Genomic DNA, 13,712 nt, shown 5'->3' with positions numbered 1-13,712 from the left:
CGCGGGATTTCATGCTGGGTCCTCACTTGAAGGGAGACTCGGATGAAACGGTTAGTCAGTTGGATCTATGCGCCGGCATTTCTGCTGGGCTTTATCGGCTGGGCGCTCTGCCAGCCGCAGTGGCTGCTGTTGATATTTGCCACGGCGGTGGCGGTGTCGTTCCTCGCGGAGCAGTGGTTGCCCTACGAACCGCAGTGGAATCGCAGCCTGGGCGATCGCCGCCGCGACACCTTGCATGCGCTGGTCAACGAAAGCCTCAACGCCCTGGGCCTGTTGATCCTGCCGGGGCTTACGGCGTTGTTGGCGTTCGACGGCATCTGGCCGCGTGGCTGGCCGTTGTGGCAGCAGCTGCTGATGGCCATCGTGCTGGCCGATGCGGGCATCACCCTGATGCACTACGCCAGCCATCGCATCGCGCCGTTGTGGCGTTTGCATGCGGTGCACCACAGCGTGCAGCGCCTCTATGGTTTCAACGGCCTGATGAAGCATCCCTTGCATCAAATGCTTGAAGCCACCGCAGGCTTGCTGCCGCTGGTCCTGCTGGGCATTCCCCTGGACGTGGCCCTGTTGCTGGCGCTGGCGATTGCCGTGCAGTTGCTGTTGCAGCATTCCAACGTCGACATGCGCCTGGGGCCGTTGCGCTGGGTGTTCGCCTGGGCGCCGGTGCATCGCTTTCACCATATGAAATACGGGCGCGCCGGGGATGTGAATTTCGGCTTGTTTTTCAACCTGTGGGACTGGCTGCTGGGCACGGCGTTTTACCGCGATGACTACCGCATGGGCCCGGGGGATTTGGGCATTGGCAGCCGGCCGGATTTTCCGGTGGACTATGGCGCGCAATTGCGTGACCCGTTCATGCCGGTACGTACCGGCAAGGAGCCGCCGTTGCCCGACGCGCTACGGTAGCAGTCGCACGTCCAACTGGCGCAATGACGCCGCCGCCGTGACGCCGAACAACTGCTTCATGGTCCGCGAGAAATGCGCCGAATCGGCAAACCCCGCGCCGTGTGCGGCTTGGGTCAGCGTGTTGCCGGCGAGGGCCAGTTGCAGGGCGACACGCAAGCGTCGCCACAGCACCAGGCGGCGCACGGGCACACCGAGGCGATGGCTGAACAGGCGCTCCAACTGGCTGAGCGACAGGTGCGCCGCCTCGGCCAACACCTGGGCCGACACCTTGCCGCCCAGCTGTTGATCCAGGGCGCTGAGGGCGCGTTCCAGGCGCGGGTCATCCAGGCTGCGCCGGGGCAGTTGGCGCAAGGCGTCCAGGGACAAGTCCGCGTGCAGCAACGGGGCGAGATCAAACACGGCAGGTTCGGCATACAACACCGTGACCTCGCCCTGTGTTTCAAGAATGGCGTGGGTGTGTCGCGAAGGAATGAACAGGCGATGGGCCGTGAGGACCTGGCCCTCCAGACTGACCGTGATCGGTGAGCCCTTGCTGCACATCAACTGATGCGCGTAGTGCGCATGGGGCGCGGTGCGCCCCAGCTCGCCGAGGATCAGGCCGTAGTCACGGCCCAACCACAAGCGGCCCGACCATTCGGCCTTCACTCAGTACTTATAGTCGTTCAGCAGGTCTTGCACGCTGGACGACGGCCAGCGCTTGTAGAACTTCAACAGTTCGGCGGCGCGGTTGGTGAAGATGCCATCGACGCCGGCCTTCATCACTTTGTCGAAGTCCACCGGCTCATCGACGGTGTAGACGTGCACCAGCAGGCCTTTGTCGTGGGTCAGCGCGTTCATCTCAGGCTTGACCAGGTCCGAATAGCTTTGATCGCCGTGAGCGGTCAGCTCCGCCGAAGGACCGGTGCCGATGGCGCCCAGGCTCTTGGCTTCGTCTACCCACTTCTCGAACTCGGCGGCGTCTTTCGGCTCTTGCTTGGCGTAGTAGGCGGCCTTGGTGGTTTCGCCGGACTCGGCGAAGGTCTGCGTGGATTTTGGCTCGATGCTGCCTTCACCGACCCACAACAGCAGGATCTTCGGGGTGTTCGGCATTTCTTTCTGCAGCTCGACCAGGCTGGATTTTTCGAAGGTTTGCAGCACCACGCGGCCCTTGCCCTGGCCGACGCCGGTGTTGCTCTTGCCCAGCTTGGAACCGGCGGAGCTCAACCAGCCCTTATCCAGCAGCTTGTTTTTCAGGTCGGCTTCGATGCCCGGGAATTGCTTGGGCTCCTTGGTCTCGATGTACAGGCCGGGTTTGTGCTGCGGGTTGCCCTCGGCGATCTTGATGATGTCGTCCAGGCTGAGGATTTTCAGGCCGACAAAACCCGGGCGCGCACGCTCGGGGTAGGCGGCGTTGAACCAGCTGCCGGCGTCGAGGGTTTGCAGTTCTTTCCAGGTGAATTCGTTGGCCGGCGCGTCTTTGCGCTCGGGGAACTTGGTGGCCACGTCGGTGGTGCGCTGCAGGTTGTTGTCGTGCAGGGCGAACAGCACGCCGTCCTTGCTACGCTGCAGGTCCATTTCCAGGTAGTCGGCACCCAGGTCGCGGGCGACTTTGTAGGCGGCAGCAGTGGATTCGGGGGCGTCGTAGGACGCGCCACGGTGGGCGATGACCGCCGGGTAGGGAATGCCTTCGTTGGTTGCCAATTCAGCCGGGCTGATGGGGCCCGCAGCCTGTGCCTGGCCAAGGCCCAGCATGAGTGCGAGCAGCAGGGCGCTCTTGGTAAACGTGACAGGCATATGCGAAGTCCTTTCGAGGAGGTAGCTTTTAGAAGGCCTCCTTTTTAACAATTGATTGCGAATGGCGCTATCACCAAACCGACATTAACGTGCGTGGGCGTCAATTTTCTCGGTTTTTTTGTGGAGCATTGCAGTAATCTTGCGCGAAGCTGCCCCATTAGAGGGCTGCAATTTCTGCCACGCGTGTAAACCATCTTTCCAGTCCCTGTGGGACTTTTCAGTGAGGTTTACCATGCGCATCACTTCCGAGCTTATCTGCCAGGCCGCCGACCAACTCCACGGCTTTGTTGGCCTGAACCGCAAGACCGGCCAATACATCGTGCGTTTCAGCGAGGACTCCTTCGGCATGGACGTGGCCGACGACGGCATCATCCCCACCGCCGAATTTGTCTGGCTGCCGGCCACGGATGACACCATGACCTTGTCGCGCGAGCGTATCCAGTTGCTGCTGGACCAGAATATCGACGACCGCATCAACATCAGCGAGCCGCTGCGGGTGTACATGCGCCGGGTGGAGATTCCGCAGATCAGTGCGTTGCGCAGTTTGGTCAGCTAACGATTGAGTGTGGGAGCTGGCTTGCCTGCGATAGCTGTGTATCAGTCCCCCATAAGGTGCTGACCCACCGCTATCGCAGGCAAGCCAGCTCCCACAGGGGTCAGCATTTCAGCTCTGGAATGTGTAGGCCCGTTCGACTTTGCATACCCGGGTCTGGAACGCCGAATACCAACGGGCCCGCCCTTGCTCGCGCACCGCCTGGTGCTCGGCCTGCCGCTTCCACGCCAGGATCGCCGCTTCGCTTTCCCAATACGACACGGTAATCCCCAACCCATCCTCCCGCGCCGATTCCACCCCGAGAAACCCCGGCTGCTCACGCGCCAGTTCCAGCATGCGCGTGGCGGCCTCGCCGTAGCCGTGGTCACCCGCGGTGCGCTGCGAGCTGAAAATCACTGCGTAGTAGGGCGGGGCGGGTGTGTGGGCGATCATGCCGACACCGCCTGGCAAGCCTTGAGCAAGGCCACGGCCAGCGGCGGGGTGTTGCCCTTGAGCGCGGCGCGTTCGGGTTGGAACAGGGTGGCGACGAAGAACGGGTGGTCGAGCAATTCCACCGCGCGCAGGTCGCCGGAGGCGTCGTGGCCGCTGGGAATCAGGTCTGCGTCCAGCAGGGCCTGCAGAAACTCGGGGTTTGCGCCATAGCGGCAGCGGTAGCCCTCGTGCAGATCCAACGAGCCGTAAGCCTCGGCGATGCGGGTGTAGGGCACCAAACGCACGCTATCGGTCGCTTCCACCAACGCGCAGCTCAAAGGTGCGATCACGGCGCGTTTGGCGTCGGGCGCCAACTCGCCATGTTCGGCATCCGCCCAACCCAATACGTTGCGCGCATATTCCAGCAGCGCGTGTTGAAAACCGGCACAGGTGCCGAGGAAAGGTCGCTGCTGCTCGCGGGCAAAACGGATCGCCCGCAGTGCGCCGTCGATGTCGCGGTATGGGCTGGCGGGCACGCACCAGAAACCGTCGAAACCATGCAGTGACGGGCGCGTATCGGTATCGAGCCAGTGCAGGTGAACCGTCAGGCCGAGCGCGTCGGCGGCCTGTTGCAGCGCCACGGGAATGGCCTGGTGCGCGGTCACCTCAGGGTTGTAATCGCCGATCAGGGCGAGGTTCAACGTCGTACTTTTCATCGTGTGCGTCCCATGGCTTGTGGTGTCCTGGAGCGCACTATAGATTGGCGTTCGCGCAATCAATATTGGCATTTACCCATATGTTCAATGCATCGACGCACTATCAAATCGAACACGCCGACTTGTCGCTGATCCTCGCCCTGGTGCGCGGTGGCACCCTGGCGCGAGCGGCGGGGTTATTGCGTGTGGATGTGTCCACGGTGTTCCGCGCGGTGCGGCGCCTGGAGGCAGCGTTGGGCCAGACGCTGTTTGAAAAAAGCCGCACGGGCTACCTGCCCAACAGCCTGGCCCGGGACCTGGCGCAGCAGGCCGAGCGCGCCGAACAAGCCCTGGAGGCGGCGCGCATTGGTGTGGAGCAGGGCGGTGAAGTGATCAGCGGCACCGTGCGCCTGACCTGTACCGACTCGGTGTTGCAAGGTTTGTTGCTGCCGGCGCTGGCGCAGTTCATGCCGGGTTACCCGGCGCTGACCCTGGAGCTGAGTACCTCGAATGACTTCGCCAACCTCAGCCGCCGTGATGCGGATATTGCCCTGCGCCTGACCAAGACACCGCCGGAGCACCTTGTAGGACGCTGCCTGGGTGAAGTCGCCTATCAGGTCTGCGCCAGTCCGGCGTATGCCCGCCAGCACGCGGGGCGTGAGCTGGCCGAATTGGCGTGGATCGCGCCGGACGACTTCCTGCCGGATCACCCGACGGTCGTCTGGCGGCGCGAGCATTTGCCGGGTGTACGCCTCGGTTACCGCTGCAACAGCATGTTGTCGGTCACCGAGTTGGTGCGTGCAGGGCTGGGTGTGGCGGCGTTGCCGGATTTCTTGCTGGATGAAGGGTTGCAGCCGTTGGGACCGGCGCTGGCCGGGCATGATACTGCGCTGTGGCTGCTCACCCGCCCCGATTGCCGGGCGTTGCGCTCGGTGGTGACGTTGTTTGATGAGTTGGGCAAGGCCTTACGCACAACATGAATCTAATGGGGGAGCTGGCTTGTGTGGGAGCTGGCTTGCCTGCGATAGCGGACTGTCAGGTGGGTGATTCAGCGGCTGACACACCGCTATCGCGCGCAAGCCCGCTCCCACAGGGGAGCATCGGTGTTATTGGGGTTTGCGTACGAACTGCTCGTGCATCTCGCACGTCAGGGTTTCGATGCGCTCGGTCAGTTGCTTGGTCATTTCCGTCAGGCGGGTGTTTTGCTCCAGCAGTTCCAGCAACTGCCTGGTGGTCTGTGCGGCCTGGGCCTGGCGTTCGGTGTTGGCCACGGCCAAGGCTTCGCGGTGTTGCGCGTCGGCGTCGGACTGGGCTTTATCGCGCGCGGCCTGGCGCGTCTGGGCCAGCAGGATCAACGGCGCGGCGTAGGCCGACTGCAGGCTGAAGGCCAGGTTGAGCAGGATGAACGGGTACACGTCAAAGTGGGTGACGCCGGTCATGTTCAGCACCACCCACAACACCACGATGGCGGTCTGTGCGCCAAGGAAGGTCGGCGTGCCGAAGAAGCGCGCGAAGGCTTCGGCCTTGAGGGCAAAGGTGTCGTTGCCAAAGGTCGGCGCCAAGTGGGCGTGGGGGCGGTGAAAACGCAGGTGGTCGACTTCGGGTTTGTCTGGGGTCATGGCGGGCTCGGATCATCAACATAGAGACAGGCAATCACTATAGACCGAGCCCTCGGCCCCTACGCATGAAGATCGGGTCAGCTTCCGCCGCGTTCATTAGCAAACGCACTCACCGCCTGTACCGCCTCGCTGGTGCCTTCACGAATCTGCAGGATCACCGTGCCGGCACGGTTGGCCAGGTCGACGCCTTGCGCGGCGCGGTCGCGGGTGCCGTCCATGCTGTGGATGGCCTGGCGGGTTTCGTCCTGGATCATCGCGATCATGCTGGATATTTCCGCGGTGGAACCGCTGGTGCGTGCCGCCAGTTGCCGCACTTCATCGGCTACTACGGCAAAGCCTCGGCCCTGTTCGCCGGCACGCGCGGCTTCGATGGCGGCGTTCAGTGCCAGCAGGTTGGTCTGGTCGGCAATGCCACGGATGGTATTGACGATGGCAGTGATCTGCTGCGAGCGCTCGCCGAGCTTGGCGATCAATTGGGAAGATCCGTCAATGTCGGCGGCAATTTCCCGCATGCCGCTGGCGGTTTGCTGAATCACCTCGGCGCCTTTTTCCGCGATGTCACGGGTATTCAGGGAGATGTGATACGCCTGGGCCGCGCTGGCTGCGTCGGCGCTGTGTTGTTGCACCATGGCGGTGACGTCGGAGGCAAACTTGACCACTTTGCACAGGCGCCCGCTGGCGTCGTGCACCGGGTTGTAATTGGCTTCCAGCCACACGGTGTGGCCCTGTTTGTCCACGCGCTCGAACTGGCCGCTGAACATCTCGCCCTGGTTCAGGCGTCGCCAGAAGTCGCTGTAGGTTGAACTGTTGGCCAATTCCGGTGTGCAGAACAGACGGTGATGCTGGCCCTGGATCTGGGTGAGGCTGTAACCCATGCGCTGCAGGAAGTTTGCATTGGCGGTGAGGATGGTGCCGTCGAGGTTGAACTCGATCACCGCCATGGCGCGGCCGATGGCGTCCAGCTTGGCGTTGGCTTCACTTTCGGCCTGCATGCGCGGGGTGACGTCCATGGCGTATTTCACCACTTTGAGCACGCGGCCGGCCTCGTCACGTACCGGGTTGTAGCTGGCTTCGAGCCACACTGACTGGCCGGTGCCTGCCACGCGTTCGAATGTGCCTGATTGGAATTGACCATTGCGCAGGTTCGTCCACAGCTGGCTGTACTCGGTGCTGCGGGCGAAGGCGGGCGTGCAGAACAGCCGGTGGGACTGGCCCAGGATCTGTTCGGCGCGGTAGCCCATGGTCTTGAGGAAGTTGTCGTTGGCCCGCAGTACGTTGCCTTGCAGGTCGAACTCGATGACTGCCATGGAGCGTTCGATGGCGTCGAGCAGGCTGGCCTGTTGGGCGACGGTGTGTTGCAGGGTGCTGATGGTTTTTTTATGGGCGTTGAATAGCATATTCGGGTGCTCGGGCAAGCAAGCTTCGGGGTTATCCATGCAAAGTCGCCTGCCCCCGTAGAGTGCCTGACGCTACGGTTGACGTGCTCATTGTCAGCTTCCGGGTGCTGACAGCAGGGGTTAAACAACGGGCTTCAGAGTCGCGCGATGCGTCAGAAGTTCGGCCATGGGCTGGCACTTTTCACCGGAGGCGACCAATGGAGGCATTATGCTATCGCCGCGGGCGCTGGCTAGAAAATTCAGACGAGGTGTCGTCGGACAACTTAGGCGGAATGGGCCACGGGATAGGCGCTGATATTGACCCGGTTGCGCCCGGTGGCTTTGGCGGCGTACAGCGCGCGATCCGCGGCGTTGAGCCACATGGCGGCGTCGCTGAAGCCGGGCTGGAAGTCGGCCAGGCCGATGCTCAGGCTCACGCGCAATTCAGGGATCTGCGGGTTGCGATAGTTGCCGAATGTTTCGCGCATGCGCTCCATCACTTGCGCGGCTTCTTCCAAGGGCATTTGCGGAAGAATCACACAGAACTCATCGCCACCGTAACGTCCGGCCAAGTCGTTTTCCCGCAGGTTGCGCCGCAGTTCCAGGCTGAGCTGGCGCAGGACAGCGTCACCGACGATATGGCCGTGGGTGTCATTGATCTGTTTGAAGTGGTCGATGTCGATCAGCGCGATGCTGGCGTGGCTTTGTTGTTGCTGGCACTTTGTGGAACTTGATGTGCAGCAGGTCCTTCCAGGAGCCGTGGTTGAGCAGCCCGGTGAGGCTGTCGGTGCGACTCAGCGCGCTGAGGGCGCGCTTGTGCTCTGACAGTTTTATCGCCAATTGATAGCAGACGGTGCCAATGGCCATGGGGTAGAGGGTCAACATCGGCAGGCAGGCATAGACCTGGAGCAGGCTGACATCCGCGTTGAACCGGGCGCCGAACAGTAGCCATGCGACACCGACGCCAACGGCCTGTGCCAGCAGGCCGCGCAGAAACAGGCGCTTGCCACCGGCGGCGACGTTGTTCATGGCCATCATCGACAGGATCGTCACGGCGGTCAGGGGTGTGAACTGGGTGGCCGCCGCCCAGAACCCGCCGAAAAGCGAGTCGTAGATCAGGTTGCGTTGTTCGGCCTGGTAGGGGAATTGGGCGCGGGTTGAAAGCTGATACGCCACATGCGCCCAGGCAAAGCCGTTGAACAGCAGGAACGCCCAGACCCAGCCGGGCATGGCCAGTGGGTAAAGGGCGGCGGCGACGCTGATGCTGCCGATGCCCAGGCCAATAATCCTTGGCTTGTAGATACGCTTGGCAAACGAAAGCCCTTTGCCTTGTCTGTTTTCCATAAGTTCTGAGTCAGCTCAATTCTGCAGATGCAACAGCGCGCGATCCCGGCTTCACCGTTGATCGGATAATTCGTTGATTATTGTCAGTTATTTGCAACGCAATAATCAGTGGCCTTACAGGCCATTTGCGCAAAACAGAGGGCGAATGCGTCAAAAACGACCCGCGATGTCGTTTCGACGATAGGTTTTACAACGGCTTGGCGGGGCGCGCTTCGTAGCCGGCCAGGAACAGGTCGATGGCCGACTCGATCACGCTGGCCTGGCTGGCGGCGTCGAGGGTGGGTTGGCCGAGGGTGATCTGGGGCCAGAACGCAAACGCCTTGAGCAGGCTCTGAATCTGGTGGGCGGCGAAGGCCGGGTCGGTGCAACTGAGCCGGCCGTCTTCCTGGGCGGCGCGGACCCACTGGGTAAACCCTTCTTCGCGTTGGCTCAGGCGGGTGACCATGTCTTGCGCACGTTCCGGCGAGTGGATGGTGGCGGCGATGGCGACCCTGGCCAGGTCGAGGAAGTTGGCATCCGCCATCATCTTCATCTTCGCCTCCAGCAACCCGCGCAATTGCTCGCGCAGCGGGCGGTCGCTCGCATAACCCACGTCCAGTTGAGCAACGCTGCTCGCCCAGAGTTGGTGAAGGATTTCGGCGAACAGTTCTTCCTTGCTCGGGAAGTGGTTGTACACGGTGCGCTTGGAAACGCCGGCGGTGGCGGCGATCTTGTCCATGCTGGTGACCTCGAAACCGTTGGCGCGAAACTCGGCGATGGCGGCGGCCACGATGGCTTCGCGTTTGCGGTCGGTGAGGCGTTGAGGAGCAGTCATGGCGGGTGTTCGGCTCTTTGGGGAAAATTACACTCGGTAGTTTACTTGTTCCGGCTTTTGTTGCAATCTTGAAACTACACTGTGCAGTGTAACTTTTCAGCGGCCCGTAGGAGTCACCTGGTAATGGCCACGATCTCATCCCGTGTCGCCCCTTCGCCCAAGGCGCGTAAACCTGCCGAGCAGGAACAGAGCCACTTCAGCAACGACGCTCCCGTGCAGCACGGCGGCTTGGGCAAGACCTTGCGTATTTTCTGGAATATGTTGTTCAACAAGCCGCGCAGTACGCGACCGGTGGGCAGGATCCCGGTGCAACCGCTGACCCGTGAGCAACTGCTGGCCGCCCCTGATCACAGCGTGTTTCGCCTAGGGCATTCCACCGTACTGCTGAAAATGCGCGGCAAGTTCTGGATCACCGACCCGGTGTTCGCCGAGCGTGCCTCACCGTTCAGTTGGGCGGGCCCCAAGCGTTTCCATCAGCCGCCGATCAGCCTTGACGAGCTGCCACCGCTGGAGGCCGTGATCCTTTCCCACAATCATTACGACCATCTTGATCACAAGGCTGTCGTCCAATTGGCGGAGAAGACCCGCTGGTTTCTGGCACCGCTCGGTGTGGGCGACATTCTGGTCAAGTGGGGCGTCGATCCCGGCAAGGTGCGGCAACTGGATTGGTGGCAGGGCACTGAGGTGGACGGCATTCGTTTTGTCGCTACGCCTGCCCAACATTTTTCCGGGCGTGGTTTGTTTGACGGCAACCAGACCCTGTGGTGCTCCTGGGTGATGATCGACGGTGCGCGGCGGATCTTCTTCAGTGGTGATACCGGCTACTTCGATGGCTTCAAAAGCATCGGCGCGCAATACGGCCCGTTTGACCTGACGCTGATGGAAACAGGCGCTTACAACGTCGATTGGCCCCACGTGCACATGCAGCCGGAGCAAACCCTGCAAGCGCATATCGACCTCAAGGGCCGCTGGTTGCTGCCGATCCACAATGGCACGTTCGACCTGGCGTTCCATGCCTGGCACGAACCCTTCGACCGCATCATGGCCCTGGCGTGGGAGCGCAATGTGTCGATCACCACGCCGGCGATGGGCCAGGCGTTCAGCTTGAACCAGCCAGAACGCGGGCATGCATGGTGGCTGGAAGTGGAGGCTCAGGGCGCATACGAAGCGGCAGCTGGCTGAGGGCTGCGTGCAGGAAAAAAGGAGTTTTCAGAGTGTTTCAGTCCTGCGACAAGTGTCAGTTGAGAGTGCGATGATCCCGGCAACGTCATTGTCCGGGGTAGGTATTGATGGAACGCGATTGTGAGAAGAACTGGCATTTAGGCATGTCGTGCCAGCTTGGCTTGGCGCCTTCGGCCCCCGCAGAAATCGGGGGGCATGAGTCCGTGTTGCCCCTAGTGAATACCCAGAATACCAACCCCTCCGGTATTGTCTTCGGCGCCGCGCACCCTGAGGGGGCAGTGCGTATCCCGGGATACAACGCGCTGGCCCCACATGTGAAAACGGTGCGGGATCCTTCGTTGTCACTGATCGCCTTGAGTGGCATCGAGCCGACGGGACCGGTGATGGTGGAAGTTCCCCTGGTGCTCAACAACACCGTCTTTACTTCTTCGAGGGCACTGGCGGGTTGGCGCATCGGTTATGTCGGTCGGTACGTGCGCGCAGGTCATGCTGAACCCGTCGAACAGGGCAGCGCCTTGCGTCAAGTGTTTGAAGTCCTTCGCCAGGCCAGTGTGCAATGGGTCGCGGTGGACGCGAAACGCGCGGATGAGTCTCTTGAGTTCACCTTGCAGGCCTGCAATGACATCGATGATCTCGTGACCCGGTATCGGCTTGACGCCCTGGTATCCGTTGAGGGGGACGGGGCGTTTCGGGGGGCGTGCGCAAGTGGATACAGCAGTATCTGCGTACCGGTGGAGGGGGGAGTGAAACTCTGGTTTTATGGCGCGAGGTGGTCGCGGGACTCACTGGACACCCTGGTGCAGGTGTATCGACAGCATGCTTCTGGCTTATCGGAGCGCCAAGGGTAACTACAGGTTGCGTTGATTCTTCTCACCGCTGAAGTGGCAGGGGGCTTAACGCCAGGGAGACGCTGGGGTACTTAGACTGACGCACGGATCGACACTGATCCTTCGTCAAGTCTGCCCTCAGGAGGCACGTATGATTGGTATTGCGTACGGCGTGTATTCGTTTGTCCAGCAGGCTTTTCAGCAGCCGGTGACAGGTTCGTCCCCCGCGGGCTCAAAAGCGCTTCCCCCCGGTACGGCATTCTTGAGTGTCCGCGAACTGGGTGAGCAGATGGCCCGGCCGGGTGGGTTGACCTCGGTCGATCTGGTCGGTTTTCTGCAAGAGCGTATTCGTCGGCTTGATCCGCAACTACGTTCCGTCATTGAGCTTAATCCCGAGGCACTGGAGAGCGCGCGGGAGTTGGATCGCGAGCGCGCCAGTGGCAAGGTGCGCGGGCCATTGCATGGCATTCCCGTTTTACTCAAGGACACTATTGAAACCGCAGGCATGCAAACCAGTGCAGGCGCCAATGGTCTGGTGGGCGCACCTGCCGGGAGGAATGCCACACTCGTGGAGTATTTGATCAAGCAGGGCGCGGTGATCCTGGGCAAAACCAATATGACGGAACTGGCCGGTTTTCGCGGTGGCCCCGATGGCTGGAGCAGTCGCGGTGGGCAAACCCGCAACCCACATCACCCGGACGCCGACGTCGGCGGCTCCAGTTCCGGCTCCGCCGCGGCGGTTGCTGCGGGGTTGGCGCCCTTGGCCGTTGGCGCCGAAACCAATGGATCAATCATCGTGCCGGCGGCGTTTAATGGCATCGTGGGGCTTAAACCCAGTGTTGGCTTGCTGGATCGCAATGGAATCATCCCGGCCAGCCAGCGCCAGGATACGCCCGGCCCAATGGCTCGTTCAGTCCATGATGTTGCGTTGATGCTCAACGCTATGTCGGGTGACCCGGAAAGCCAGGGCACAACGCCTGGGATCGATTACACCAAACTTCTGGTGCCTGGCGCATTAAAGGGAAAACGTATCGGCTATCCCGCGACGTTTACCAGGGATGGCGAAAACCTGCCGGTGGAGAACAGCCCGCAATTCAGCAAAACCCTGGAAGTGCTTCGCGAGCAAGGCGCTGTATTGATACCGCTCAACCTGCGCCTGGCAGACGCTTCACGCTATGAAGAGTTGCTACTCTCGGACGTGAAGGAAGAACTGAATGCCTACCTGGCCAGTCGCCAGGGGTTGAAGAACAACTCGTTGTCCAAACTCATCGACTTTAATGACAAAGAGGAGGGTTCTGGCACGGACCACCAACCGGTGCTCAAGCAGATCGTTGCCTCCACCCTGACCCCACAAGAGCGCAAAGAGCATTGGGACGTACTGATCGAGGACTTTCGCCGCACTGTGGATGACCCCATCAAACAGGAAAATCTCGACGCCATAGTGTCGGACTTCGATACCAACATCTACTTTGGTGTAGCAGTAGCAGGGTATGCAGGGATCACTGTCCCGTCTGGAGTGAATGATGACAATCTGCCGACTGGCGCATATTTTTTCGGTACCGACAGGTCCGAAGCCACATTGCTCGCAGTGGCACATGGGTATGAGCAGGCGGCTCAAGTGGCGCTTAAACCGGTGCTTTGAGTGTTAGGCAGATGTACGGTAGGTGCCAAAAACAATGTGTTGGCTGCTGCCGCTGCAACGACAGACTCTCCGTCGCCACGGCTTACACTCGTGCGATGAGGTTTGCAGGTTGATCCGGATGGATCCTATGCCCCATTGGGCTGAGGGGCTGAGGAGTCAACGGATGTCGCTGTGGAACCCATCAGCCGCGAGATGATGCCTGGCTCGGCGGGTTGTGTAGGAGGGGCGCAAGGCTTGCGCACATTCATCCCCCACCCCGGTGCAAACCCCGGGAAGAACACCAGCCCTTCCGCTTCCAACCGAAACGCCAGGATCAAGCGGGTTTCATCCTCCACGTCGGCGTGGCTTTCAAAGCGTTGCACTGCTTCCAGCGCCACACCTGCCTGGCGGGCCAGGTCTTCGCGGCTCCAGCCCAGCATCGCGCGGGCCTGTGCGCTGTGCTTGGCGGTGAATTGGTGCAGGACGATCTGCTGTTCTACAGAAGAGCTCATTGCCAGGGAGGACATGGGGTTTCTCCAGGGTTTGACGGGGGAGGGCAAACTATACTGTGTTTTTGTACAGTTGTTTTGA

At 61.4% G+C, this 13,712-nt stretch carries 13 protein-coding genes and 3 pseudogenes; 6 read left to right on the top strand and 10 right to left on the bottom strand.

Annotated elements, in window-relative coordinates; genetic code table 11:
* The first annotated feature begins 42 nt into the window (after positions 1-42).
* Complete coding sequence (locus tag PSH87_RS21640; protein ID WP_017737096.1) at positions 43-906, top strand: sterol desaturase family protein; 864 nt, start codon at positions 43-45, stop codon at positions 904-906.
* On the opposite strand, the gene PSH87_RS21635 is transcribed toward PSH87_RS21640, so the two are convergent.
* Both PSH87_RS21635 and PSH87_RS21630 read right to left on the bottom strand, forming a co-directional pair.
* Positions 898-1,551, bottom strand: coding sequence for a helix-turn-helix domain-containing protein (locus tag PSH87_RS21635; RefSeq protein ID WP_017737095.1), 654 nt, complete (start codon positions 1,549-1,551; stop codon positions 898-900). The two genes, PSH87_RS21640 and PSH87_RS21635, sit on opposite strands and share 9 nt — an antisense overlap.
* Positions 1,552-2,679 (bottom strand): glycerophosphodiester phosphodiesterase family protein, encoded by a 1,128-nt coding sequence (locus tag PSH87_RS21630; RefSeq protein WP_017737094.1) that lies wholly within the window; start codon positions 2,677-2,679, stop codon positions 1,552-1,554.
* A gap of 232 nt (positions 2,680-2,911) precedes the next feature.
* Here PSH87_RS21630 and PSH87_RS21625 point away from each other — a divergent pair, with 232 nt between their 5' ends.
* Positions 2,912-3,235 (top strand): DUF2025 family protein, encoded by a 324-nt coding sequence (locus tag PSH87_RS21625; RefSeq protein ID WP_124524831.1) that lies wholly within the window; start codon positions 2,912-2,914, stop codon positions 3,233-3,235.
* Between the two features lie 108 nt (positions 3,236-3,343).
* Here PSH87_RS21625 and PSH87_RS21620 read toward each other — a convergent pair whose 3' ends face one another.
* Positions 3,344-3,664 (bottom strand): antibiotic biosynthesis monooxygenase, encoded by a 321-nt coding sequence (locus PSH87_RS21620; protein ID WP_305431049.1) that lies wholly within the window; start codon positions 3,662-3,664, stop codon positions 3,344-3,346.
* The gene (locus tag PSH87_RS21615; protein WP_305431047.1) at positions 3,661-4,359 is read right to left on the bottom strand and encodes a CTP synthase; all 699 of its coding nucleotides are present in this window, start codon (positions 4,357-4,359) and stop codon (positions 3,661-3,663) included. Before PSH87_RS21615 ends, PSH87_RS21620 begins: the two co-directional genes overlap by 4 nt.
* Before the next feature lie 80 nt (positions 4,360-4,439).
* On the opposite strand from PSH87_RS21615, the gene PSH87_RS21610 reads away from it, so the two are divergent.
* The gene (locus PSH87_RS21610) at positions 4,440-5,318 is read left to right on the top strand and encodes a LysR family transcriptional regulator (protein WP_305431046.1); all 879 of its coding nucleotides are present in this window, start codon (positions 4,440-4,442) and stop codon (positions 5,316-5,318) included.
* 126 nt (positions 5,319-5,444) lie between these two features.
* Here the strand turns inward: PSH87_RS21610 and PSH87_RS21605 are convergent, their stop codons facing one another.
* The 5 genes and pseudogenes from PSH87_RS21605 to PSH87_RS21590 form a co-directional block, all read right to left on the bottom strand.
* On the bottom strand, positions 5,445-5,957 hold the full coding sequence (locus PSH87_RS21605; RefSeq protein WP_017737088.1) for a DUF1003 domain-containing protein: 513 nt from the start codon (positions 5,955-5,957) through the stop codon (positions 5,445-5,447).
* A gap of 77 nt (positions 5,958-6,034) precedes the next feature.
* Positions 6,035-6,469 (bottom strand): annotated as a pseudogene (locus tag PSH87_RS28895) (methyl-accepting chemotaxis protein); the annotation flags it as partial.
* 165 nt (positions 6,470-6,634) lie between these two features.
* Positions 6,635-7,264: pseudogene (locus PSH87_RS28890) on the bottom strand (PAS domain-containing protein); the annotation flags it as partial.
* A gap of 353 nt (positions 7,265-7,617) precedes the next feature.
* A pseudogene (locus PSH87_RS21595) lies at positions 7,618-8,677 on the bottom strand (diguanylate cyclase).
* 187 nt (positions 8,678-8,864) lie between these two features.
* A complete protein-coding gene (locus PSH87_RS21590) occupies positions 8,865-9,491 on the bottom strand; it encodes a TetR/AcrR family transcriptional regulator (protein ID WP_017737085.1) in 627 nt (208 codons plus the stop codon).
* A gap of 123 nt (positions 9,492-9,614) precedes the next feature.
* Between PSH87_RS21590 and PSH87_RS21585 the strand changes: the two genes are divergently transcribed.
* From PSH87_RS21585 to PSH87_RS21575, 3 genes are all read left to right on the top strand, one after another.
* Positions 9,615-10,673, top strand: a complete 1,059-nt coding sequence (locus tag PSH87_RS21585; protein WP_017737084.1) for an MBL fold metallo-hydrolase — start codon at positions 9,615-9,617, stop codon at positions 10,671-10,673.
* A 107-nt stretch (positions 10,674-10,780) separates the two neighbouring features.
* Entirely contained in the window at positions 10,781-11,521 is a 741-nt protein-coding gene (locus PSH87_RS21580; protein ID WP_305431042.1) for a hypothetical protein, read from the top strand.
* Positions 11,522-11,651: 130 nt separating this feature from the next.
* Positions 11,652-13,142 carry an amidase family protein gene (locus PSH87_RS21575; RefSeq protein WP_017737082.1) on the top strand — a complete coding sequence of 497 codons (1,491 nt, stop codon included), beginning with the start codon at positions 11,652-11,654 and terminating at the stop codon, positions 13,140-13,142.
* Between the two features lie 125 nt (positions 13,143-13,267).
* Here PSH87_RS21575 and PSH87_RS21570 read toward each other — a convergent pair whose 3' ends face one another.
* Positions 13,268-13,648, bottom strand: a complete 381-nt coding sequence (locus PSH87_RS21570) for a helix-turn-helix transcriptional regulator (protein WP_017737081.1) — start codon at positions 13,646-13,648, stop codon at positions 13,268-13,270.
* Between the last annotated feature and the right edge of the window lie 64 nt (positions 13,649-13,712).

Source organism: Pseudomonas sp. FP453, assembly GCF_030687495.1.
In the GTDB taxonomy this organism is placed as follows: Bacteria; Pseudomonadota; Gammaproteobacteria; order Pseudomonadales; family Pseudomonadaceae; genus Aquipseudomonas.
Note: the sequence above shows the minus strand (reverse complement) of the source record. Positions and strands in the feature narration are given on the sequence as shown.